We start from the raw sequence: 21,606 nt of genomic DNA on the forward strand, positions 1-21,606 counted from the left end.
CATTTTTTGAGTCCGTTTTTTTATGAAAATATCTAAACTTATGGTAAAAAGTAGTAATTTTAATAAGGGATAGAAAGAAACGATTATCATTTTTTATAAAAACAAAGTCTATTATTTTTGTGGACTAATAAATATGCTTTACATTTGCACCTGCAAAAAACATAAATGTTTAATCAAATTGATGAAATGATATGAGCAATAAAAAAACTATTTTTTCAGCATCCGTTCTTTTCTTTCTGGGAGTTTTCACTTATGGACAGGAAAAAGGCGGAACTATAAAAAAAGACAGCACGAAAACTAATGATGTAGAGGAGGTTGTCATTCTGGGATCCAGAGCCGGAGCAAGATCAAAAACAGACAGCCCAGTTCCTGTGGATGTATTCAATTTAAAGGAAGCTTCAGTTGTACTGCCTCAGTCTAATATAGGGCAGATTCTAAATGCCATTGCCCCTTCATTTACTTCTACAGTTCAGACCAATTCAGATGGGACAGACCATTTGGATCCTGCACAATTGAGAGGCTTGGGGCCGGATCAGGTGTTGGTATTGGTGAATGGAAAAAGAAGACATACTTCTGCCTTGGTGAATGTAAACGGAACACCGGGAAGAGGAACTGTAGGGACAGATTTGAATGCTATTCCATCCTTTGCCTTAAACAGAATTGAAGTTCTGAGAGATGGAGCTGCCGCACAATACGGATCTGATGCCATTGCAGGGGTAATGAATCTGGAGCTGAAAAAAGATACCGGAAAATTGACGGGGCAAATCAGCTATGGTGGAAATTTGACACCTACCGCCAATGATCACACCGGAAATTTTGATGGTCAGAATATTCAGCTAGATCTTAATTATGGTCAAAAAATAGGAACTAAAGGCGGTTTTTTCAATATTACATGGTCTTCACAATTCAGAAATCCTACATATAGAGCAGGAACCGAATCGGGAGCAATCTATAATGCTTATAATGCAATTGAACAACGCGCATTGAAAGATGGAGTGAATCTTTCCTCTCTGTTTAGTAATATAAACAATACTCCCAATTCACAGCAGATTATAAATTATATTCACCAATATGCACCACAAGTAAGTTATTTTTCTCAGGATTTACAAAATGCTATACAAGGGGCTAACTCTATTTCTGCTTTACAGGGTGTTTTGTCGGATCCTAAAGTGTTTACGGCGAGTCAACTGAATTATATCACAGATCAGGAGCTGGCATACAGAGGACAGACAAGGAAAGACTTCAATATGCAGGTAGGCCAGTCTAAGCTTAACAATCACCAGCTTTTCATTAACGCTGAGCTACCGGTAAGTGATGACTGGAAGGTATATACTTTTGGAGGGTACAGCTTAAGACACGGAGTTTCCGGAGGATTTTACAGAAGACCCAGAGAAAGCAGGACTTTTACAGGTTTATATCCTAATGGCTATTTACCACAGATTGGAACCGATATTCAGGATATATCATTAGCGGCAGGAATCAAAGGAAAATGGGAAGGCTGGAATATCGATTTCAGTAATACTTTTGGACAAAATTCCTTTACCTATAATATCAGAAATACAGGAAATACTTCTTTAAGATTTGCTTCTCCTAACGAGTTTGATGCAGGAGGTTTACGATTTACTCAAAATACCATCAATTTGGATTTTTCTAAAAAATATGATGTTCTGGAAGGAATGAATGTGGCATTTGGAGGAGAGCATCGTTTTGAAAACTTTAAAATGACAGCTGGTGAAGAAAGATCTTATACAACTTATGATCAGTTTGGAAATGTATGGGATGGTGTAAATGCTTCCACAAGAGCTACAGACTTCTTCGGAGCACCTCTTCCCGGAGGCTCACAAGTATTCAATGGATTTAGACCAGAAAATGCTGTGAACAAAAACAGACAGTCATTAGCAGCTTATGCAGATGTGGAACTTAACTTCACCCATTGGCTTTTGGTAGATGCTGCGGCGAGATATGAGAACTATTCAGATTTTGGATCTACATTTAATTATAAACTCGCTTCAAGAATTAAAGTAGCTCCTAATTTTAATGTAAGATTTGCAGGATCTACAGGATTCAGAGCACCATCTATTCACCAGATTTACTATAATGTAACTTCTACCTTATTTACCGGAGGACAACTTCTTGAAGTAGGAACATACAGCAATGACTCTGTATTGGCGGAAAAGCTCAATATACCGAAACTAAAACAAGAGACTTCTAAATCTGCAAGTGTAGGATTTACCTATAAAATTCCATCTGTCAACTTAACATTTACCGCTGACGGATATTTTACTAAAATTGATAACAGAATCATCTTGACCGATCAGTTCTTAAGAAAAGATGTTCCTGTCGAAGCTCAAATAGAGTTTGATAAATTAAACGTGAATGGAGCTCAGTTTTTCACCAATGCCATTGATACGGAAACAAAAGGTTTGGATGTTGTTATCGCTCATAATGCAAGATTTTCAGGCGTAAAACTGGATAATAGTTTTGCCATCAACCTGAATCAAACGAGACAGGTAGGAGAAATTCACTCTGCAGGATTGTTAAAATCTCCAACCCTTGAAAAAGTATATTTTTCTGAAAAATCAAGAGTATATCTGGAAGAAGCAGTACCTAGAGTAAAAGCGAGTTTATCACATACTCTAACATGGAAAGGGGCTACATTCTATCTTAGAAATACCTATTTCGGAAAAGTGACCGGAGCAGATGTTCTTGATGCAAACGGAGATGGAATCATTGGATTTGATGAGCACCAAACAATAGGAGATAAAATTATTACTGATATTTCAGCAGCCTACCAGTTTACAAAGAATGTAGGATTAACTTTAGGAGTAAACAACCTGTTTGATATTTATCCTACCAAAAACTTACCTGCGTCAAGTAATAACGATCAGTTTATTTACTCTCGTTCCACTTCACAATTTGGACAGAACGGGCGTTATGTTTTCGCAAGACTTAATTTCAATTTTTAATTATAATTGATCCTTATAAAAAAACGGAACCAAATTTCAGGTTCCGTTTTTTATTATGGTAAATATTAACTTCTGAATTATTTATAAAATAATACCAAAACACCGGTAGGATTTCAATAGCTTCCTTACTTCCAGACTTTCAAATCATAAGCCGCTTCCCAGAAGTGATATTCCATTCTGGATGCAGTAATAAAGGCTTCTGTCATCCTTCTTCTGGTTTCTTCGGTACTGTTTTCAGCTATTTTATCACAGATAGCAATTGCCTGATCCACTGCTGCTGAAAACTCTTCTCCAGCATACGTTGCAATCCACTTTTCATAAGGGTTATCAACTGTATTTTGGATCTCATAAATGTAATTTCCAACTTCACGATAAATCCAGAAACAAGGGAGAACTGCTGCAACCGCAATTTCTACAGATTCCAGTGCTGCGGTACTTCTTAAGAAGTGAATATAATGATGACACGCTGGCTGTAAAATACCTTTATCAGTGAGCCCAAAGTCTTTGAAATAAGATTCGTGAAGAGCATTTTCAACAACGATGGTATTTTCAGCAAAACGCATAAAAGTAAGGACATCCTGAAGCTCAGTAATTTTGGCTGCTATAAGGGAAAGCGTTCTTCCAAAGTGCTCCAGATATAAAGAATCCTGAGCCATATAAAAACGGAATTTTTCCTGTGGCAGACTCCCTTCTGATAATTCTTTGATAAAAGGCATATCCAAAATAGATTGATAGCATTCTTGTATATCGTTCCAGGTTGATTCAGACCATTTCATTTTTGATAAGTTTTTGAGGGTTAAAAAAATGATTCAGCGGCCCGTTTCCATGTCCTGTTTGTACATCTATTCCGTTTTCTATAGCCTGATAGATATATTGCTGCCCAAGAGCAACAGCTTCATATAAGGTTTTTCCCTGAGCAATATAGGCTGCAATGGCAGACGAAAGCGTACAGCCTGAACCATGCGTATTATTAGTATTAAATTTCAATGTTTCGAAAGAATGAAAATTCTCCTGTTCATCATAGAATAGGGAGGTAATAGTTGAGGTTTCCTGATGTCCGCCTTTAAGAAGAATCGTTTTACATCCTAATTTTTTGATTTTGATTCCGGCGGTATATAGATCTTCCAGTGTTTCAACTTTTATATCTGCTAAAATTGCTGCTTCATCCATATTGGGAGTGATGACATCAGCAATAGGAAAAAGCATTTCAGTGAGTGCGGTAATGGTTTCTTCTTCAATCAAACGATGGCCGCTGGTGGCAACCATTACAGGATCAAAGACAACAGGAATTTTGGGGTACTCCGCCAATGTGGAAACAATGGTTTCTACCAGCTGCGGGGTATGAACCATACCAATTTTTATAGCATCTGGAACAATATCGTCCAGAATCGCTTTTATTTGATCAGCAACTGCTTCTACAGGAATAGGATATATCTTTCGTACTCCCTGAGTATTTTGTACAGGTAAAGCCGTTAATACTGATGTTGAAAAACAACCTAAAGCAGAAGCCGTTTTAATATCAGCCTGAATCCCGGCACCGCCGCTTCCATCAAAGCCGGCAATAGTTAAGACTGAAGGGTATTTGTATTTTTTCATTTTACAATTTCATTTTTTAATTCATAAGCAGCTTTCTGAGAATCAGCAGCACTGCATATAGCGGAAACTACTGCAAGACAATTTGCTCCTGCATTGATAACTGCTCTTGCATTGCCTAGATGAATATTGCCTATGGCTACTAAAGGTTTATCTGTAAGTTGTCTGATTTGGGAAATTCCTTCCAAGCCCCATTCTACAATAGTATCCGTTTTAGTATTGGTTTTAAAAACAGGGCTTATTCCCAGGTAGTCGGAAACTGCAGTTTGCTCGTTATTGAGCTGAGCGAGATATTCTATAGAGTAACCGATTATTTTACTGCCAATCAATGGTCGTTGTCTCAGATCCTGAGGAGTTGCATCGCTGTTGCCCACGTGTATTCCTGCTGAGTTTACTTTTTCGGCAACGATGACATTATCATTGATGATAAGAGGAATACCATATTTATCTGTAATTTCAATAAGTCGCAAGGCTTTTTGAAGAAATGCTTCAGTACTGTCATTTTTTTCACGAAGCTGTATTATATCCACCCCTCCTAATATGGCCTGTTCTGCAACTTCCAGAAAGTTTTTTCCCTTACAGTCGGCTTCAGAAATTACTAGATATAATGAGTAGGGGAAAGTAGCTGCATTCATGATTTTTCTATTTTCAAATGACCTGTAAATTCTTCTTCGGTAATATTGTACAGCTTATCAATCAAGTTGACCTGAAGACTGCCTGGGCCTTTACTTTCAAGAATAGCCAGTTCACCTGCAATCCCCAATAATGCCATAGCAGCAGCAGTTCCGGCTACTTTGTCTTCCGTAACTCCGATGAATGCACCAATTAGTGCAGTAGCAGAACATCCCAGACCTGTTACTTTGGTCATGAGAGGATGTCCGTTTTTGATTTGTATAGACTGATTTTTGCTTAGGATAATATCTGTTGCACCCGAAATGCATACAATCGTGTTGTATTGATCAACCAGGGTTTGTGCGGCTTCAACAGCATCACTACTGTCTGCGGTGCTGTCTACGCCTTTGGTTACTGTTGTATTGGTTTTAGCCAACGCAATAATCTCAGAGGCATTACCTCTGATTACAGTAGGATGAAATTGTAAAAGTTGGTGTAACGTCTGATCACGAAAAGAGGTAGCTCCTGCACCTACCGGATCCAAAACCCATGGTTTATGGATGGCATCTGCCGTTTCAGCGGCCATCATCATAGATTCAGCCCGGGATTCATCAAGGGTACCAATATTAATCACCAATGAATGGGCAATATTGATTATTTCTTTGATTTCAGAGCGGGCATGGGCCATAATCGGAGACGCTCCTGCAGCCAAAAGAGCATTAGCAGTATTGTTCATCACTACATAGTTGGTGATATTATGAACAAGAGGAGACTTTTGTCGTACAAGTTGAACTTGTTCCCAAAGATTTTTTTCCATTGTTATGATTAAAGATAAAAAATAGCTTTAGGAAAAAATCCGAGACAAAAGACATAAGGAAATCATGTCATTTTGCTTTTCCCTACGTCGGTGTAAGCCGTATCAGGTTCAAAGGGACTCTCTCAATTCTTTTCAGAATACCCCTAAAGCAAAACAAATGTATAAAAATTATCAGAGGAAGCAAAAACCTTTAACAGATTTTGCTGAAAGCATATTACCGCTCTACCAATTCTTTTACAGGTTCTCCGTAATAGTCAATTTTTGTGGTATTGATCTGAAGAAGCTGATACCATTTTCTGAAAGCTCCTATGAAAACAATCAACATCAATACCATTGCCGTTACGGCAAGAGCAGCCAGTAAATATTGTTCTTTTGGAATATAAATGCTAGTGACCTGAATATATCCCGCCCAAAACGTGATGATTGCCATAAAAACACCTGGAATTGCTGAACAAAGTGCATATTTCCCTCTGTTCATTCTAATGAGCATGGTAGTGCATACAATCAGTCCACAAGCTGCCAATAACTGGTTACTGATCCCAAATAATGGCCAGATGCTGCTCACATTTCCGGTATACACCAGATAGCCCCAGGCAAAAGTAAATAATAAGCTGCTGATGATAATTCCGGGAACCCAGTTTTTATCATTAAATTTAGGTACAACAGATCCTAACATCTCTTGTAGGAAAAAACGACCCACTCTGGTTCCGGCATCAATCGCCGTAAGAATGAATACCGCTTCAAACATAATCGCAAAATTATACCAGTAGGCAGTCAGTTGATCCATATAAGGGATTTTGTTGAAAATATGAGCCATTCCCACAGCCAGAGAAACAGCACCGCCTGTTCTTCCATAAAGATCAATACCTATTTTTTGAGAATAGTAATCAATGTCTACTCCATGTAATGAAGGGTGTGTGGCAAGGAATGAATCATAAGCCTCTTTCGGAGTGTTGATGGCAAAGTAATCACCAGGCATTAAAGTGCAGGCAGCAATCAAGGCCATAAGGGCAACAAAACCTTCTACCAGCATAGCACCATAGCCTACAAAAAGAATTTCTCTTTCTTTATTGAGCATTTTCGGAGTAGTTCCCGTAGCAATTACAGCATGAAACCCAGAAATAGCTCCACAGGCAATCACAATAAAAATAAAAGGAAGTACAGGGCCACCAATGACAGGGCCACCACCATTTACAAATGCTGTTATGGCAGGCATCTGTACCGTAGGATGGATGACAATGACACCAATAGCAAGCATAATAATCGTCCCGATTTTAAGGTAAGTAGAAAGATAATCTCTCGGAACTAAAAGAAGCCAGACTGGTAATACAGAAGCCAGAAAACCATAAAGAGGAATAGCAATGGAAATGGTTTTAATATCCCATGAAAATAGATTATTCATTGTAGGATTCTGCATCAAACTATGGCCGCCGATAATTCCGGCAATTAATAGAATCCCTCCGAGGATACTGGCAAAAAGAACACTGTTTTGTCTATAACGCATAATCAATCCCATGATGATCGCAATAGGCATTGTAATGATTACTGTAAATAGCGACCAGGAGGCTTCGTGCATTGCATTAATACAAGCAAGTGATAACCCCGCCAATGTAAGAATTAAGATAAATAAGATGGCAAAACCGGCTACAGTGCCAGTTGTTTTCCCAATTTCTTTGGAAGCAATAGTGGCAAGGCTTTGCCCTTTATGCCGAACAGAAGCAAACAAAACAACCATATCATGCACTCCGCCACCTAATACACACCCAATTAAAATCCAAAGAGCACCGGGCAAATATCCGAATTGAGCAGCTAAAACAGGCCCTACAAGAGGCCCCGCAGCAGCGATAGCAGCAAAATGATGCCCAAAAAGTACATTTTTATTGGTAGCAACATAATCTTTGCCATCTGCGAATTCTACAGCAGGCGTGGTATGATGATCATTAAGTTTAAGTACTTTGTTGGCGATGAAAATACCATAAAATCGATATGCTATGGCAAAAATAAGTACAGATGCAAATATAAGAGTAAGCGCATTGATATTGTTCAAGAAATCCATATCCTTTAGTTTTTTTTAATTAATAATTCAAAACATTGGCTTTTTTATTGAAAATAAATTAAATATAAGCCAAGGTAATTATTTTTAAAATAAAAACGGATGATATGTATATCAATCTAGCAGATTTGTCACTTTATTTTTGATGGTATTTCTGATGATGGGCATTGAGGTTATTTCAGGAGATCCTATGTATAGTTTTATTTTTTTTGAGAAACAATAAAATCTACTGTTTGATCTACCATTTTATCAAGAGCAGCTTTATCTGTTGTGGAAAAACTGTGCACTCCATTATCAATGATAATTAATGAGGTTTCTACTTTGGCTCTTTTAAGTCTTCTGTATAATTTTTTAGATTGGCTTAGCGGAACGATTTTATCATTATTCCCTTGAACAATTAAGGTAGGAACACCTGTTTCGGTATACGTTGAAGGAGAGATGGTTTTTAGATAATCGATAGCTCTATCCTGATCTTTTTTCAAATCATATCCTGAGATACCTTTTACCAGTCCTTGTTGTAGGTTTACAATCTTTTTTGAAACCATTCCTACCAGAGCCACCGGAATTGTTCCCAGTCTGGTATGGAAAAGTTTGTTCAGATCAACAGGCCCATAATGATCCACTACATAATTTACTTTTGCTGAATAGGATGAAAGATCAGCACTTCCTTTGAATGTGTCATCTGGCGTATAGGCAGCTACGAGAGACAAGTGTGCTCCGGCTGATGCTCCGAAGAGACCAATATTGCTAGTGTCAAAGTTGTATTTTTCAGCATTTTTTCTTACCCATCGTACGGCATCTTTGGTATCTTCCAATGGAAGAGGAAAGTGAGTGTTGTCATTCAGGAGGGTATAATTGATACTGATCACTGCATATTGCTTTTCCATCAGTTTGGCGATCGTTGTTTCAAGATAATTGTCAGCGTAAACGGCTTTACTGCCTTCTATCCATCCGCCTCCGTGAACATAAATTAATACAGGAAGCTTACCGGAAAAATTCTTGGGTGTATACAAATCCAGAGCAAGAGAATCTCCTTTTTTACCTCTTTTATAGACGATATTCTCAGCTACGGTTGCTATTTCCGGTAGAAGTGTACTTTTTACCCGCTTAACTTTTTCAGGAGATTGAGAAAATGATTGGGAAAATACAATTGGAGAAGAACTTAAAAAGACAATAAAAAACAGGCTTATAAAAAACCTGTTCGTTGATATGGAGTTAAATAATTTCATACTATTTTTTTTGAGGGAATTTTATTTTACTAACTCCTCAAAAAGTTTACCAAAAGTAATATTTAAGTCTTTAGATTTTCCCGGATGAGGTCTGGAAGTTTGTACAACAGCACTTCTCACAGCAGTAAGCCAACGGAAACGCTCCGGAATATCGAGCAGGGCAATAGGGCCGCCATCTTTTTCGCCATTTGCTATTTTTTGGAAGCTTTCCAGATTTTGAATGATGTCATCATAATCCAGTTTACTGTGCATAAGTTTGAATTTATCAGGACATAAATAAAATTCTATTTTGATAAATTTTTCCTTTTTGGAAAACATGACCAGTCCGATATTGAAAAATTCTTCTCTCTCAACTTTTGGTACCAAGCGTATTACCGCGTATTCGTATATTTTATCCTCTTGCATTTTTAGCTTCGTTTAAAAAGATTTGAGAATTTTCGAATCGGGTCTTCAGGAACTGGAAATAAATTTCACGGATCTCGTCAGGAGTTTCATCCGCATCATTCCAGTGTAACCAATCTTCAGGAATAGCATTCACAATTTCTCTGAAAAGGTTTTCATTCAGTACCTCATGAGCAAACTTATCTGCTTCGTCCAACTTATTGGCTTTAGGAAGCAGAACATGGTCTTTCACATACTTGAATGGTGTTTTTGCCGCAGCATCAAAATTTTGCCATGAGTGGTGAAAGTAGAAAGAAGCTCCATTGTCTATAATCCAAAGTTCCTTATGCCACATCAGCATATTGGTATTTTTGAATGTTCGGTCAATATTCGTAATGAAGGTATCCAGCCATACTACTTTTGAAGCCAGTAGAGGATCAACTTTCACACTTGGATCATAAGTGATAGAACCTGATAAATAATGTAATCCAAGATTTAAACCTTCAGAAGATTTTAGCAGATCCTGTATTTCTTCATCAGCTTCTGTTCTGCCAAAATCCGCGTCAAGATTAATCAATACAAGTTCAGGAATTTTTAATCCCAGAGCTTCCGTAATCTTTCCGCCTATAAATTCAGAGATCAACATCTTAACTCCATGACCTGCGCCACGGAATTTTAAGACATATTTAAAATCATCATCAGCTTCTGCCAGAGCGGGAAGAGAACCTCCCTCTCTCAATGGCAGAATATAACGCATTACCGTTACTGTTCTTAAATTCTGCATGAAGCAAAAATAAGGTTATTTTTTTATAATTTTTTTAGTGAATTCCTTTTCTCCCACTTTATACTTTAAAAAATAAATTCCGGTAAATAAATGATGAAGCTGGACGGTATATCCTGCATCAGTTGTGTTCATCTGATAAGGTACTGTTCTTCCGCTGGCATCAGTAAGGGATAGAATTTCTGTTTTCTTTTTGGTAACAATGGTAATAAAGTTCTGAGTAGGATTAGGATAAATCTGAACAGCATCTTCAATATTGGTTTCCTTTGTGCTCAGATTGTTTAGAGTTATCAGTTTTGTTTTAGTAGTATTAGTGTTACATGAGTTACTGGTTAGTTTTACCTGATAGTTTCCTGTAGTAGTGTAGATGTGTTCAGGATTTTCCTGAGTGGAGGTTGTACCATCCCCGAAATCCCATAAATAAGTGGTAGCATTTTTTGTTTTATTAGTAAACTTAACAGTAGAGGTTCCGGTTATTTGATAGATGAATCTGCTGTGTACATCATTGGAAGGAATATTCCAGGTGTCCATTGAATTATAAACAACGGTTTTTACTGTATTTTTTATAAACTGTGCCTGCTCTGAAGTAAGTGTTCCATTGTAAGGAATAAGCGTAGGGTCTTTCTTAAATATAACAGTATAGAATGTATATGCTGCTACCATAGAACCTATATAGCTTGGATGTGATTTGTCGTGATCATAAAGTTCCATAGTCGGATCTTGTTGTCTGATCATGCGCCAAACTTTTCCTACCGGAGAAAGTATTCCTTCATTATCTTTTGCCATTTCTGTATAGTGACGAGAAATAAGATCATCCATTCCTTCATAGGTGCAAACCCCAGGTTGTACAGCACAACGTGAATCATCTCCGTTTTTTCGTCCCCAGGTCATATAAAAAATTACATTAGCACATCCGTTCATATTTTTTATATAGTCTGAAAGTTGGGTAGCATAAGGATATACCATAGTTTGAACCTGTTGATCAGTAAAAGAAGGCAACTGGCTTTGTTCCTGTAATACTACATAGTCCCAATTTCCTTGCATAAGCGTAGCTATTGTAGTACTGTTTACATGCTGTTGAAAAGTAGAACCGCCGGGGGTTTGGCTATTATGATCCAAGGTATCTCCTGTAGACTGAGCCATATTCTGAATCAAAATAGGTAAGTCGTTATAATAAGTATAACTGTTTCCAATAAAAAATACTTTCTTGCTGAGCTGTCCAAAGACTGCAGAAAAGGCAATTAAAAATAAAAAAAGTAAAGTTTTTTTCATAAATTTCTAATTAAATTAAGATTCTAAATATAGAGAATAATAAATAAAAGCCACTTATTTTATGAATTTGACTAGTGAAAAGAATATTTATTTAGAAAATAAAGAGAAAAAAGGTTTTCTTGCTGATGTTTTTTACAAAGACACTCAGGAAAAACTGCCCTTGGTCATTTTTGTTCATGGGTATAAAGGCTATAAAGATTGGGGTGCATGGGATTTAATGGCTGAAAAGTTTGTTCAAGCAGGCTTTTTCTTCGTAAAGTTTAATTTTTCCCATAATGGAACCACGGTAGATGATCCTGAGAATTTTGCTGATTTGGAGGCTTTTGGGAATAATAATTATTCTAAAGAATTATCTGATCTTGGAGTTGTTATTGATCATTTTATTCAGGATCCGCATGTAGATGGGGAAAAGGTTACTTTGATAGGACATAGCAGAGGAGGAGGGATTTCCATTATTAAAACTTTTGAGGACGAAAGAATTAACGGGTTGATTACATTGGCAAGTGTAGATACTTTAGATCGTTTTCCAAAAGGTGATTTTCTTGAAAACTGGAAAAAGGAAGGAGTATATTATGCTTTAAATGGACGTACCAAACAAGAGATGCCTCATTATTATCAGTTCTATGAGGACTATGAAAAAGATATCCATCGGTTTGATGTAGAAAGAGCGACCGAAATGGCTAAAGCCTACATGCTGATTATCCATGGAACAGATGATGAAGCTGTAGAAGTAAAGAACGCAGAGCATCTTCATATCCTAAATCCTAATTCGGAACTGTTTCTTGTTGAAAATGGGAATCATACTTTTGGAGCAAAAGAGCCGTGGACAGACTCTGATTTACCCAAGGATCTTAATATTGTAACAGAAAAATGCATTGATTTTTTGATCCAAAATATAAAATAGGAAACTGTTATGATAATATTCCAGAATAGAGAATTTAAAATAAAATCCTTTGGAATTACGTTATACTACATTAATCACATACTAAATATCATTATGAAAAAAGTTATTATGGGCGCATTAGCGCTAGCATTAGCAGGAACTGTTGTTTCTTGTAAAAAAGAAGCCAAAACAGAATCTTCTGTAAGCAAAGACTCTCTAGCTACGGTACAACCAAAAGATTCAACTGTGGCACCAAAGACAGATTCAGCATCGGTTGCAGCTCCTTCAAAGACTGCTGCGGTTGAAATTATTACCAAAAATGATGGAAAGTATCCTCATGATGTCAAATTATTTGAAGACAAGAGCCTAGCTGAAAGATTGAAAAAAGTGGTAGGAAAAGATTATGATGAAATGATAAAAAACTTCAATGTAGAAAGTCCTATTGTATCTGAAGGCGGAATCTATAAACTTCATGGATGTAAACAGCATGATTGCCCTGGCTATGCTACTTCCGTTTACTATGATTCCAAAAATGATAACCTAAATGTTTCCATCGATAAAAACGGTAAAGTAACTGAGTTTGCAGAAAAAGGAAAAATTACTGTTTCGAAAACATTAGATGCTAAATAGATATTTAAATTATGTCGAGTAATTAGCAGCTTTAATGATAACAAAAGAGGAGTGAATTTTTCACTCCTTTCTGTTATAGTATATATAGATTTTTATAGCATTTACTTACTTAACCAAAATCTTCCAGGCTTCTTCAATTTTACTTTCAAGTAATAGTTTTTGTGCATCCTGATGAGTATTTTCATCGGAATGGTACTCTCCCAAAGGCAGTACTTCAACATTAGCCAGCATTCCCAGATCATTGCCGGTAAATACTTTACTATATTTAATAGCTTCAGGTAAAAGATCAAACCCGATTCCTTTGGTTACCAAAGGTTTTGGAACTTCAAAAAGACTGTTTTCATTACTTCTGGAATACCAGTTGCTGCCTAAACGTGCTACCATATCCAGTTTTTGCTGATCTAAATTTCCGGCTTCATTCAGGTATTCTTCTCTGATATGAATCTTCTGAACTTCGCAGATTACCAAATTTCCTGCTCCGCCCTGATCTCCCAATGATTTTACTTCTAAAACTTTACATTCAAAGTTCACAGGGCATTCTTCAATGAGTTTAGGTTTTACAAGATCTGCATCTTTCATCGTAAGACCAGATTTCACAAATTCGTTTACTCCGGTTTCATATTCTGTAGAAGCCAAAGAAATCTGCTGTACAATAGGGAAGTTTACTGTTCCGATGACAACTTCCGGAACTTCCAGTACATTTTCAAGTGTATGTTTCGTGGTATTGTCACGCACTCTCCTCGATGGTGAAAAGATCAGAATCGGAGGAACTGTACTGAACATATTGAAAAAACTGAATGGAGATAAATTGCTGTTACCATCTTTATCCACCGTAGAAGCTAAAGCAATAGGACGTGGTGAAACGGCGGTCTGCATAATGGTCTGAAGCTGTACAGAGGTTATTTCAGAGGGGATTACTGTTTTCATATTTAAACTTAAGTATTCAATGTTGTTAAAAAAGATGCTTCGACTACACTTAACATGACAAATCTGATACTAACTGCTATTTTACAGCGTATTTCTAGCGATGTCATGCTGAACGAAGTCGAAGCATCTAATGGTTAAATTTTGATCTTAAAGTGTTGGGATAATTTTACCAGAAACTTCACCGAAACCTACTCTTACACCATCCTTTTCAGCCCAGGCCTTCATGGTAACGGTATCATTGTCTTCAATGAATTTTCTTTCTTCACCATTGCTTAATGATAAAGGATTCTGGCCTCTCCATGTTAATTCCATCATAGAGCCGAAAGATTTTGGATCACTTCCTGAGATGGTTCCACTTGCATACATATCACCCACTTCTACGTTACAACCGTTTATGGTGTGATGAGCAAGCTGCTGAAGCATATTCCAGTACATGTACTTGTAGTTGCTTTCGCAGATCAGATTGTGTTCCCCATTTTCAGGTTGAATATACACTTCAAGATTGATATCGTAGTTTTTGTCACCTTCAAATTTTAAGTAATCTAAAACTTCAGGATCCTGTGTAGGAGAAGCTGTTCTGAATGGTTCTAAAGCTTCAAGGGTAACTACCCATGGCGAAATTGAAGAGCCAAAGTTCTTCGCAAGGAATGGCCCTAGTGGAACATATTCCCATGCCTGAATATCTCTTGCAGACCAGTCATTGAATACAACCATTCCGAAGATAGCATCTTCAGCATCTTTAGTAGAAATACTTTCTCCCATCTCCGTGTTTTTGTTGACGATAAAAGCCATTTCCAATTCAAAATCCAATTGTTTACAAGGCCCAAAAACAGGCTTATCTGCATCAGCAGGTTTCGTCTGACCTTTTGGACGGTTGATTTCCGTTCCTGAAACAACGATAGAGGAAGCTCTTCCATGATACCCTACCGGTAAGTGTTTCCAGTTTGGTAATAAAGCATTGGCAGGATCACGGAACATTTTTCCTACATTGGTAGCATGTTCAATACTGCTGTAGAAATCTGTATAATTCGGAATGTGAACCGGCATCATCATTTTTACTTTATCAAGGTCGTAGAATGCTTCTTCAATTGTTTTTTGGTCTTTTGATAATGCAGAACCTTCCTGTAGTAATGTTTGGATTTTTGTACGAACGGCATTGGTAACAGGTTTACCTAGTTCGATAAATTCGTTGATGGTATAAGCTTCAAAAACATTGTCATCCAGACCTTCAATGTCTTCAAAATAGCCAAGGTCGTAAAGGGTTGCAAGATCAATAACCTGATCTCCGATTCTTGTGCAGCATCCGATATATTCTTTGTTGAATACTGCCACTCCGAAAGGAATATTGTGTATAGAAAAATCCGAATTTGAGGAATAGTCTACAAATGATTTCATAAGTTTAGATTTTAGTTAGATTCAAATATCATCCTGAGAAACTTTCCCCAGGATATTTATTTTGCCTTTTTTGAGTAGGAAGCTTCATCAATCCATCGATCTCTGGTATTGACATCAATAAGATAGAGAATATTGTCCTGTTGGGTAAGCAAAAGTGTTTTTGTAACAGGCATCGGGATTTTTTTACCCTCAAGTACATCTGCCCGTAAGGAAACGATGTTCTTTTTTCTGACAATATCGCCGGTAAAGACGTTGGAACTGCTTTCACCAGTTGCTTTATCGTCAAAAACCTCTACATAAGTTGCATTATTCCCTTTGATAACAATAAAATCTCTTTCCGTGTGGTCTGCTTCATCTTTAATGAAAACAAACTTCTTGTTATCGATATCTACCTTTTCAAGATTCTGATTAATGCCTCTTCTTGCTTCAAGTCTGTCCAGAATTGCGTTCAGTGATCCGTATTGTGCTTTTACACCTAAGGTTCCAAAGAATAAAATTCCAATTAAAAGTTTTCTCATTATGCTGTGTTTTATAAAAAAGTTTTGCCAGAATTCGGTATCCTGACAAAACTTAATATTTTTAAAATGTAAAATTAAAGATTACCTCTTCTTTCTTGTTCTCTTTCTAATGCTTCAAATAATGCTTTGAAATTTCCGGCACCAAAACTTTGTGCACCATGTCTTTCAATGATTTCGAAGAATAGAGTAGGACGGTCTTCTACAGGTTTAGTAAAGATCTGTAATAGATATCCTTCTTCATCATGATCAATAAGTATACCTAACTGCTGAAGTTTTTTAAGATCTTCATCAATATGGCCTACTCTTTCAGGAACCATGTCATAGTAAGCTTCTGGTGGAGCAGAAAGGAACTCTACACCGCGTTTTTTAAGCTCAGTTACCGTATGGATAATGTCTTTTGTAGCTACAGCAATGTGCTGTACACCTTCACCTTCATAGAAATCAAGATATTCTTCTACCTGAGATTTCTTTTTACCTTCTGCAGGTTCGTTGATAGGGAATTTTGCATATCCGTTTCCGTTTGACATTACTTTAGACATCAATGCAGAATATTCTGTGTTGATTTGCTTGTCATCAAAAGAAAGGATGTTTACAAATCCCATTACTTTTTCGTACCATTCAACAGTAGGGATCATTCTGTTCCAGTCTACGTTTCCTACACAATGGTCTACATACAATAAACCTGCTTCTTCAGGCTTGTAGTCACTTTCCCATTTTTCGTAGCCAGGCATGAAAGCTCCGTTGTAATTTTTTCTTTCCACAAACATGTGAACCGTTTCTCCGTATGTATAGATTCCGGACATTCTTACTTCACCGTGCTCATCAGTTAAAGTTACAGGCTCTAAATAAGGTTTTCCACCTCTTTTAGTTGTTTCTTCGAAAGCCGCATAAGCATCATCTACCCAAAGTGCTAAAATTTTTACTCCGTCACCATGTTTTTTTACGTGTTCGTTGATAGAAGAGTCTGATTTAAGACCTGTAGTAAGTACCAATCTGATTTTTCCTTGCTGAAGTACATAAGATGCACGGTCTCTCACTCCTGTTTCAGGACCAGCATATGCTACAGACTGAAAACCGAAAGCGGTTTTGTAATAATGAGCAGCCTGTTTTGCATTTCCTACATAAAACTCAATATAATCTGTACCGTTGATCGGTAAGAAATTCTCTGCTTGAGCAATCTTCTCGGCAAATGTAAGTGTTGACATATTTTCTCTTTTTACTTTTATTTTATTGGTATGCAAATTACAAAATTCTTGGACATAGCGAAAATATTAAGGCCGATTCATTGAATATATTTAACATAAAGCCTAAGAAGTGTTCACTTAAGTATATTTAAGTTTCTTAAGTTTGAAATAAGGTGACTACATTTGTAATACAAAAAACAAGTGAGAAAAAAATATTTCGAACATGAAAGCCGCAGAGATCATCTGCGGCTTTCTTATTTTATAGGGTTTCTATTTTTTTGTTGAGCATTCCTGCATCCGGATTATAATTGTCCCAGATCTTCCAGGTATTATCTATTTTTTTAAAGAAATAAATCTGTGTACTGAGTTGGTTCACAAAGTGTTCTTCTCCTGTTTCACCTACTTTGAACAATAAATTCCAGAATTCCTGAGTTTCCAGTATTTTCTTTTCGGGATCATCAGTAACGATATGGATATCAAATACCTCGTAATTGGATCGGTTGTTTTTAGTGACCAATTGAAATTCCTTATCACAGAGCTCTTTACTGAACTGCGAAATCCTTTCTAAAAACGGAGAATCATCAAATACAAAATCTTTGAAAAGCTCTGTATTATGATCAGGAAATTGTTTACAAAACTCAAAAGCTTGTGCACAATAATCATATACCAACCTGGTCATAAAGGACGGATCTTCAGCTTCGTTTTGATCTTTCCTTTTGTATCTTATGGAAAGGATGTAGTCATTAAGGTCTTTATAGCCCAGAAAAATGCATATTTTATCTAGGGTTTTTAAAAATCTCAGATCACTGTGAGTTTTGTCCTGGTAATCATTTTCAAAAAAACGTTGTAGAGTAACATGGGAAATCGTGTTCCCAATTTCAAATTTTTTACCTCCTTTAAGTTCTTCTGCATCAGATAGTTCTTCTTTAATAATTTCGGAAAGAATAATATAATGGCTTCTCTTCCATTCATTCACATTCCCCAAAACAGAATTCCTTACCTTCGAATGCTTTACAACTTCTTCTCGTATTGAATTATATATAGTCTTCAATTTCCTTGTTTTAAAAAGATTTTTATCAAAAATACTGCCAAAATGTTAAGGCTTTTTTATGATTTACTGGTATAAGTTAAAGATATATTTTTAAATTCTAAATAAAAAATAACGTTAAAATCTATTACTGTTTGATTATCAGTGTTTAAACCTTTCAAAAGCTGCTCTTTCAAGCATTTCTCTATCATCAGGATGAGCAATGCTAATGAGCTCCTGTGCTCTCTGACGAAGGTTTTTTCCATACAGGTAAGCTGTTCCGTATTCTGTAACTACATAGTGAATGTGACCTCTGGTGGTTACTACTCCTGCACCTTGTTTCAGGAAAGGAACAATCCTTGAAATCCCTTTTTTTGTCCTTGCAGTGATCGCAATAATAGGTTTCCCATCTTCACTTAAAGCAGCGCCGCGCATAAAGTCCATTTGACCGCCTATACCACTGTATTGCAGGGTTCCGATAGAATCGGCACAAACTTGTCCCGTAAGATCAATTTCAATAGCAGAATTGATGGCGACCAATTTTTTGTTCTTCATGATATTGATAGGGAAGTTCACCTCACTTACATCTCTGAAAGCAAAGACGGTGTTGTCATCTACGTAATCATAGAGCTTTCTGGTTCCGAAGCAAAAGCTGGTAATGGTTTTATTGTCGTTGTAGCCTTTGTATTTGTTATTGATTACATCGTTCTGAATAAGGTCGATGACTCCGTCACTCAGCATTTCAGTATGAATACCAAGATCTTTATGATTATGCAAACATTGTAAAACTGCATCGGGAATAGTTCCGATTCCCATTTGAAGGGTAGAACGATCTTCGATAAGTTCAGCAACATTTTTCCCTACAAGCATTTCTTCAGGGCCAACTTTGGAACTATAATCTACGGTATGAAGCTCTTCTTCATGCCATACAAGTTTATGAATCCTGCTGATGTGGATCATTCCGTCCCCATGGGTTCTCGGCATCCTCGGATTTACCATAGCAACAATGGTTTTCGCAGTATCTACGGCTGCTCTTGCAATGTCTACCGAAGTACCTAATGTACAGAAACCATGTTTGTCGGGTGGAGAAACAGTTACCAAGGCAACATCCAACGGCAGGATATTTTTTCTGAATAAAATAGGAATTTCACTTAGAAATACGGGAACAAAGTCACCTCTGTCTGAGTTTACAGCTTCACGAACCGGCGTAGATACGAATAAGGAATTGACAAAGAATTTGTCTTTATACTCCGGTTTTGCAATTTCTATATTTCCTTGTTGGGTAATAGAAACCATTTCTACATGGTCTAATCGATGAGCCTGCCTTGCCAGTTCATCAATCAGGTAATTGGGAGTACATGCACTGCCGTGAAAAAATACACGGTTACCACTTTTTATTGTATATATCGCTTCTTCTGCGCTGATGTAATTATTCATATTTTATCTTTTTATTATAAAATTCCTGACTAATTTTTATTTCATAAAATGCCTAACCTCTCTCAAAGATAATCTTTATATCTCTATTTATTTCAAATATTTTAAAGGTTGTTGAAAGACTTTTATCATATTCGAATCACATAAATTTAGTAAAAAAATAAAGGATCAGATGCATAACATCTGATCCTTTTATAGGGTGTAATTGGATTGTGATTTTTAATTTGAAATCTCAGCAGCTATTGTCTGCTTCATACTTCCTGTTTCAGAAAATCTTAAATGCCAACTAAAAGCTTCTTCGAGAAGATGAGGAGTATGTCCACCTCTCTCACAGGCTCTGTCAAAGTAAGACTGTAATTCTTCTCTGTAGTCTGGATGAACGCAGTTATCAATGATTTTTTGAGCTCTTTCTCTAGGTGCAAGCCCTCTTAAATCAGCCAAACCTACATCAGTAACTAAAATATCTACATCATGTTCAGTATGGTCTGTGTGAGAAACCATTGGAAGAACGTGGGAAATATTGTTTCCTTTGGAAGCTGCCTGAGTTACAAAAATACTTAGGTAAGCGTTTCTTGCAAAGTCTCCGGAGCCTCCGATTCCGTTCATGATTTTTGTACCGCCAATATGAGTGGAGTTCACATTTCCATAGATGTCAAATTCAATGGCTGTATTGATGGCAATTACTCCTAATCTTCTGATCAATCCGGGAGTATTTGAGATATTTTGAGGTCTTAGAACAAATTTGTCTTTATATTTTGAAAGATTCCCTAAAACTCTCTCGTAGCATTCTTTGGAAACGGTAATGGATGAGGCAGAGGCAAAACTTAATTTACCGGAATCTATCAGGTCAAAGGTGCTGTCCTGAAGAACTTCGGAGAACATCGTTAAATCATAAAAGTTGCTGTCCTTAAATCCTGTAAGCACGGCATTGGCTACCTTTCCGATTCCTGCCTGAAGTGGAAGTAAGCGGTCTGTAAGTCTTCCCAATTGTACTTCATTTTCAAAGAATCCAAGAAGGTGTTTTGCGATGGCTGTTGTTTTCTCATCCGGTTCTGCAATATCAGCAGGGCTGTCTTTAAGATTGGTGAAAACAATGGCTTCAATTTTATTGGGATCAACAGGAATACTTTTTCTTCCGATTTTATTCCAAGGAGCTACGATGGGAATAACATTTCTGTAAGGATAATCTTCAGCCTGGTAAATATCATGAATTCCGTATACTTCTTCAGGAACTTCCGTATTAATCTCAATGATTACTTTTTTAGCTAAAGCAGCAAATGTTACGGAATTTCCTACTGATGTGGTAGGTACAATACTTCCGTCTCTTTCGATATAAGCAGCTTCAATAATGGCTACATCAATGCTCTGAAGATTTTTGGTGTGAAGAAGCTCGGCACTTTCACTTAAATGCTGATCGATGAAGAGAATTTCACCTTTATTGATTTTGTTTCTTAACGTAGGATCTACCTGAAATGGCATTCTTTTTTTTAAGACATTAGCTTCTGCCAGTTTCCCGTCGGTACCATGGCCTAATGAAGCTCCGGTCATTAAAGTGACTTTAAGGTCTTCTGTTTTTCCTCTTTCAGCCAGTGCCGGCAAAATAGCTTTGCTATCGCCTGCTTTTGTAAAGCCGCTTGACCCGATGGTCATACCGTCTTTAATCATTTTTACAGCATTTTCTGCTGTAGTTACCTTTTCGTGTAGACTTTCTAATCTGATTCTTTCTAACATGTAATATTGATTTTTATTAAACCACCATTACTTAGGATGCGATATGAAAAATAATGATGGCCGTATATGTGAACCATACCTTACAAATTTACAAAAAAAGCTGCTTTAAATAAAGGATTTAAAGCAGCTTTTATATGTAATCAGTAATAGTTTTTCTTAATGATAAGAAAGGT

The 21,606-nt window shown here is 36.9% G+C and carries 19 protein-coding genes and 1 riboswitch; of the genes, 3 read left to right on the forward strand and 16 right to left on the reverse strand.

From position 1 onward, the window contains the following. Window positions 1-191: 191 nt before the first annotated feature. Window positions 192-2,966, forward strand: a complete 2,775-nt coding sequence (locus GTR01_RS18610) for a TonB-dependent receptor plug domain-containing protein (RefSeq protein WP_160139262.1) — start codon at window positions 192-194, stop codon at window positions 2,964-2,966. Window positions 2,967-3,091: 125 nt separating this feature from the next. Here the strand turns inward: GTR01_RS18610 and tenA are convergent, their stop codons facing one another. From tenA to GTR01_RS18655, 9 genes are all read right to left on the reverse strand, one after another. Then, entirely contained in the window at window positions 3,092-3,742 is a 651-nt protein-coding gene (gene tenA / locus GTR01_RS18615) for a thiaminase II (protein ID WP_160139263.1), read from the reverse strand. Next, the gene (gene thiD, locus GTR01_RS18620) at window positions 3,729-4,562 is read right to left on the reverse strand and encodes a bifunctional hydroxymethylpyrimidine kinase/phosphomethylpyrimidine kinase (protein WP_160139264.1); all 834 of its coding nucleotides are present in this window, start codon (window positions 4,560-4,562) and stop codon (window positions 3,729-3,731) included. Before thiD ends, tenA begins: the two co-directional genes overlap by 14 nt. After that, window positions 4,559-5,194 carry a thiamine phosphate synthase gene (thiE, locus tag GTR01_RS18625; RefSeq protein ID WP_160139265.1) on the reverse strand — a complete coding sequence of 212 codons (636 nt, stop codon included), beginning with the start codon at window positions 5,192-5,194 and terminating at the stop codon, window positions 4,559-4,561. Before thiE ends, thiD begins: the two co-directional genes overlap by 4 nt. Continuing rightward, window positions 5,191-5,988 (reverse strand): hydroxyethylthiazole kinase, encoded by a 798-nt coding sequence (gene thiM, locus GTR01_RS18630; protein WP_185155148.1) that lies wholly within the window; start codon window positions 5,986-5,988, stop codon window positions 5,191-5,193. Before thiM ends, thiE begins: the two co-directional genes overlap by 4 nt. 62 nt (window positions 5,989-6,050) lie before the next feature. Continuing rightward, window positions 6,051-6,143, reverse strand: a riboswitch (TPP riboswitch). A 59-nt stretch (window positions 6,144-6,202) separates the two neighbouring features. Continuing rightward, window positions 6,203-8,044, reverse strand: coding sequence for a carbon starvation protein A (locus GTR01_RS18635; protein WP_185155149.1), 1,842 nt, complete (start codon window positions 8,042-8,044; stop codon window positions 6,203-6,205). Between the two features lie 197 nt (window positions 8,045-8,241). Next, complete coding sequence (locus GTR01_RS18640) at window positions 8,242-9,270, reverse strand: alpha/beta hydrolase (protein WP_160139266.1); 1,029 nt, start codon at window positions 9,268-9,270, stop codon at window positions 8,242-8,244. A gap of 21 nt (window positions 9,271-9,291) precedes the next feature. Next, entirely contained in the window at window positions 9,292-9,675 is a 384-nt protein-coding gene (locus tag GTR01_RS18645; protein ID WP_160139267.1) for a DUF3037 domain-containing protein, read from the reverse strand. Then, a complete protein-coding gene (locus tag GTR01_RS18650; RefSeq protein WP_160139268.1) occupies window positions 9,662-10,435 on the reverse strand; it encodes a HipA family kinase in 774 nt (257 codons plus the stop codon). Before GTR01_RS18650 ends, GTR01_RS18645 begins: the two co-directional genes overlap by 14 nt. 15 nt (window positions 10,436-10,450) lie before the next feature. Further along, the gene (locus GTR01_RS18655; RefSeq protein WP_160139269.1) at window positions 10,451-11,704 is read right to left on the reverse strand and encodes a PKD domain-containing protein; all 1,254 of its coding nucleotides are present in this window, start codon (window positions 11,702-11,704) and stop codon (window positions 10,451-10,453) included. 61 nt (window positions 11,705-11,765) lie between these two features. Between GTR01_RS18655 and GTR01_RS18660 the strand changes: the two genes are divergently transcribed. Then, window positions 11,766-12,608, forward strand: a complete 843-nt coding sequence (locus GTR01_RS18660; RefSeq protein ID WP_160139270.1) for an alpha/beta hydrolase family protein — start codon at window positions 11,766-11,768, stop codon at window positions 12,606-12,608. A gap of 93 nt (window positions 12,609-12,701) precedes the next feature. Then, window positions 12,702-13,217, forward strand: coding sequence for a hypothetical protein (locus GTR01_RS18665; RefSeq protein WP_160139271.1), 516 nt, complete (start codon window positions 12,702-12,704; stop codon window positions 13,215-13,217). 105 nt (window positions 13,218-13,322) lie between these two features. On the opposite strand, the gene GTR01_RS18670 is transcribed toward GTR01_RS18665, so the two are convergent. The 7 genes from GTR01_RS18670 to GTR01_RS18700 all read right to left on the reverse strand — a co-directional run bounded on the left by GTR01_RS18670 (window position 13,323) and on the right by GTR01_RS18700 (window position 21,433). After that, the gene (locus GTR01_RS18670) at window positions 13,323-14,144 is read right to left on the reverse strand and encodes a flavin reductase family protein (protein ID WP_160139272.1); all 822 of its coding nucleotides are present in this window, start codon (window positions 14,142-14,144) and stop codon (window positions 13,323-13,325) included. Window positions 14,145-14,291: 147 nt separating this feature from the next. Beyond that, complete coding sequence (fahA, locus tag GTR01_RS18675) at window positions 14,292-15,539, reverse strand: fumarylacetoacetase (protein WP_160139273.1); 1,248 nt, start codon at window positions 15,537-15,539, stop codon at window positions 14,292-14,294. A gap of 56 nt (window positions 15,540-15,595) precedes the next feature. Further along, window positions 15,596-16,057 carry a hypothetical protein gene (locus GTR01_RS18680; RefSeq protein ID WP_160139274.1) on the reverse strand — a complete coding sequence of 154 codons (462 nt, stop codon included), beginning with the start codon at window positions 16,055-16,057 and terminating at the stop codon, window positions 15,596-15,598. A gap of 74 nt (window positions 16,058-16,131) precedes the next feature. Next, entirely contained in the window at window positions 16,132-17,262 is a 1,131-nt protein-coding gene (gene hppD, locus GTR01_RS18685; protein ID WP_160139275.1) for a 4-hydroxyphenylpyruvate dioxygenase, read from the reverse strand. Between the two features lie 238 nt (window positions 17,263-17,500). After that, on the reverse strand, window positions 17,501-18,292 hold the full coding sequence (locus GTR01_RS18690) for a hypothetical protein (protein WP_160139276.1): 792 nt from the start codon (window positions 18,290-18,292) through the stop codon (window positions 17,501-17,503). A 138-nt stretch (window positions 18,293-18,430) separates the two neighbouring features. After that, entirely contained in the window at window positions 18,431-19,705 is a 1,275-nt protein-coding gene (locus GTR01_RS18695) for an acetyl-CoA hydrolase/transferase family protein (RefSeq protein WP_160139277.1), read from the reverse strand. A 216-nt stretch (window positions 19,706-19,921) separates the two neighbouring features. Further along, complete coding sequence (locus GTR01_RS18700; RefSeq protein WP_160139278.1) at window positions 19,922-21,433, reverse strand: succinate CoA transferase; 1,512 nt, start codon at window positions 21,431-21,433, stop codon at window positions 19,922-19,924. Between the last annotated feature and the right edge of the window lie 173 nt (window positions 21,434-21,606).

It is taken from the genome of Chryseobacterium sp. c4a (assembly GCF_009900745.1).
Taxonomy (GTDB): domain Bacteria; phylum Bacteroidota; class Bacteroidia; order Flavobacteriales; family Weeksellaceae; genus Chryseobacterium.

Bases quoted from the DNA above. Each gene is read 5' to 3' on its own strand.
- GTR01_RS18610 (WP_160139262.1), top strand. From the start codon at position 192: ATGAGCAATAAAAAAACTATTTTTTCAGCATCCGTTCTTTTCTTTCTG.
- tenA (WP_160139263.1), bottom strand. From the start codon at position 3,742: ATGAAATGGTCTGAATCAACCTGGAACGATATACAAGAATGCTATCAA.
- thiD (WP_160139264.1), bottom strand. From the start codon at position 4,562: ATGAAAAAATACAAATACCCTTCAGTCTTAACTATTGCCGGCTTTGAT.
- thiE (WP_160139265.1), bottom strand. From the start codon at position 5,194: ATGAATGCAGCTACTTTCCCCTACTCATTATATCTAGTAATTTCTGAA.
- thiM (WP_185155148.1), bottom strand. From the start codon at position 5,988: ATGGAAAAAAATCTTTGGGAACAAGTTCAACTTGTACGACAAAAGTCT.
- GTR01_RS18635 (WP_185155149.1), bottom strand. From the start codon at position 8,044: ATGGATTTCTTGAACAATATCAATGCGCTTACTCTTATATTTGCATCT.
- GTR01_RS18640 (WP_160139266.1), bottom strand. From the start codon at position 9,270: ATGAAATTATTTAACTCCATATCAACGAACAGGTTTTTTATAAGCCTG.
- GTR01_RS18645 (WP_160139267.1), bottom strand. From the start codon at position 9,675: ATGCAAGAGGATAAAATATACGAATACGCGGTAATACGCTTGGTACCA.
- GTR01_RS18650 (WP_160139268.1), bottom strand. From the start codon at position 10,435: ATGCAGAATTTAAGAACAGTAACGGTAATGCGTTATATTCTGCCATTG.
- GTR01_RS18655 (WP_160139269.1), bottom strand. From the start codon at position 11,704: ATGAAAAAAACTTTACTTTTTTTATTTTTAATTGCCTTTTCTGCAGTC.
- GTR01_RS18660 (WP_160139270.1), top strand. From the start codon at position 11,766: ATGAATTTGACTAGTGAAAAGAATATTTATTTAGAAAATAAAGAGAAA.
- GTR01_RS18665 (WP_160139271.1), top strand. From the start codon at position 12,702: ATGAAAAAAGTTATTATGGGCGCATTAGCGCTAGCATTAGCAGGAACT.
- GTR01_RS18670 (WP_160139272.1), bottom strand. From the start codon at position 14,144: ATGAAAACAGTAATCCCCTCTGAAATAACCTCTGTACAGCTTCAGACC.
- fahA (WP_160139273.1), bottom strand. From the start codon at position 15,539: ATGAAATCATTTGTAGACTATTCCTCAAATTCGGATTTTTCTATACAC.
- GTR01_RS18680 (WP_160139274.1), bottom strand. From the start codon at position 16,057: ATGAGAAAACTTTTAATTGGAATTTTATTCTTTGGAACCTTAGGTGTA.
- hppD (WP_160139275.1), bottom strand. From the start codon at position 17,262: ATGTCAACACTTACATTTGCCGAGAAGATTGCTCAAGCAGAGAATTTC.
- GTR01_RS18695 (WP_160139277.1), bottom strand. From the start codon at position 19,705: ATGAATAATTACATCAGCGCAGAAGAAGCGATATATACAATAAAAAGT.
- GTR01_RS18700 (WP_160139278.1), bottom strand. From the start codon at position 21,433: ATGTTAGAAAGAATCAGATTAGAAAGTCTACACGAAAAGGTAACTACA.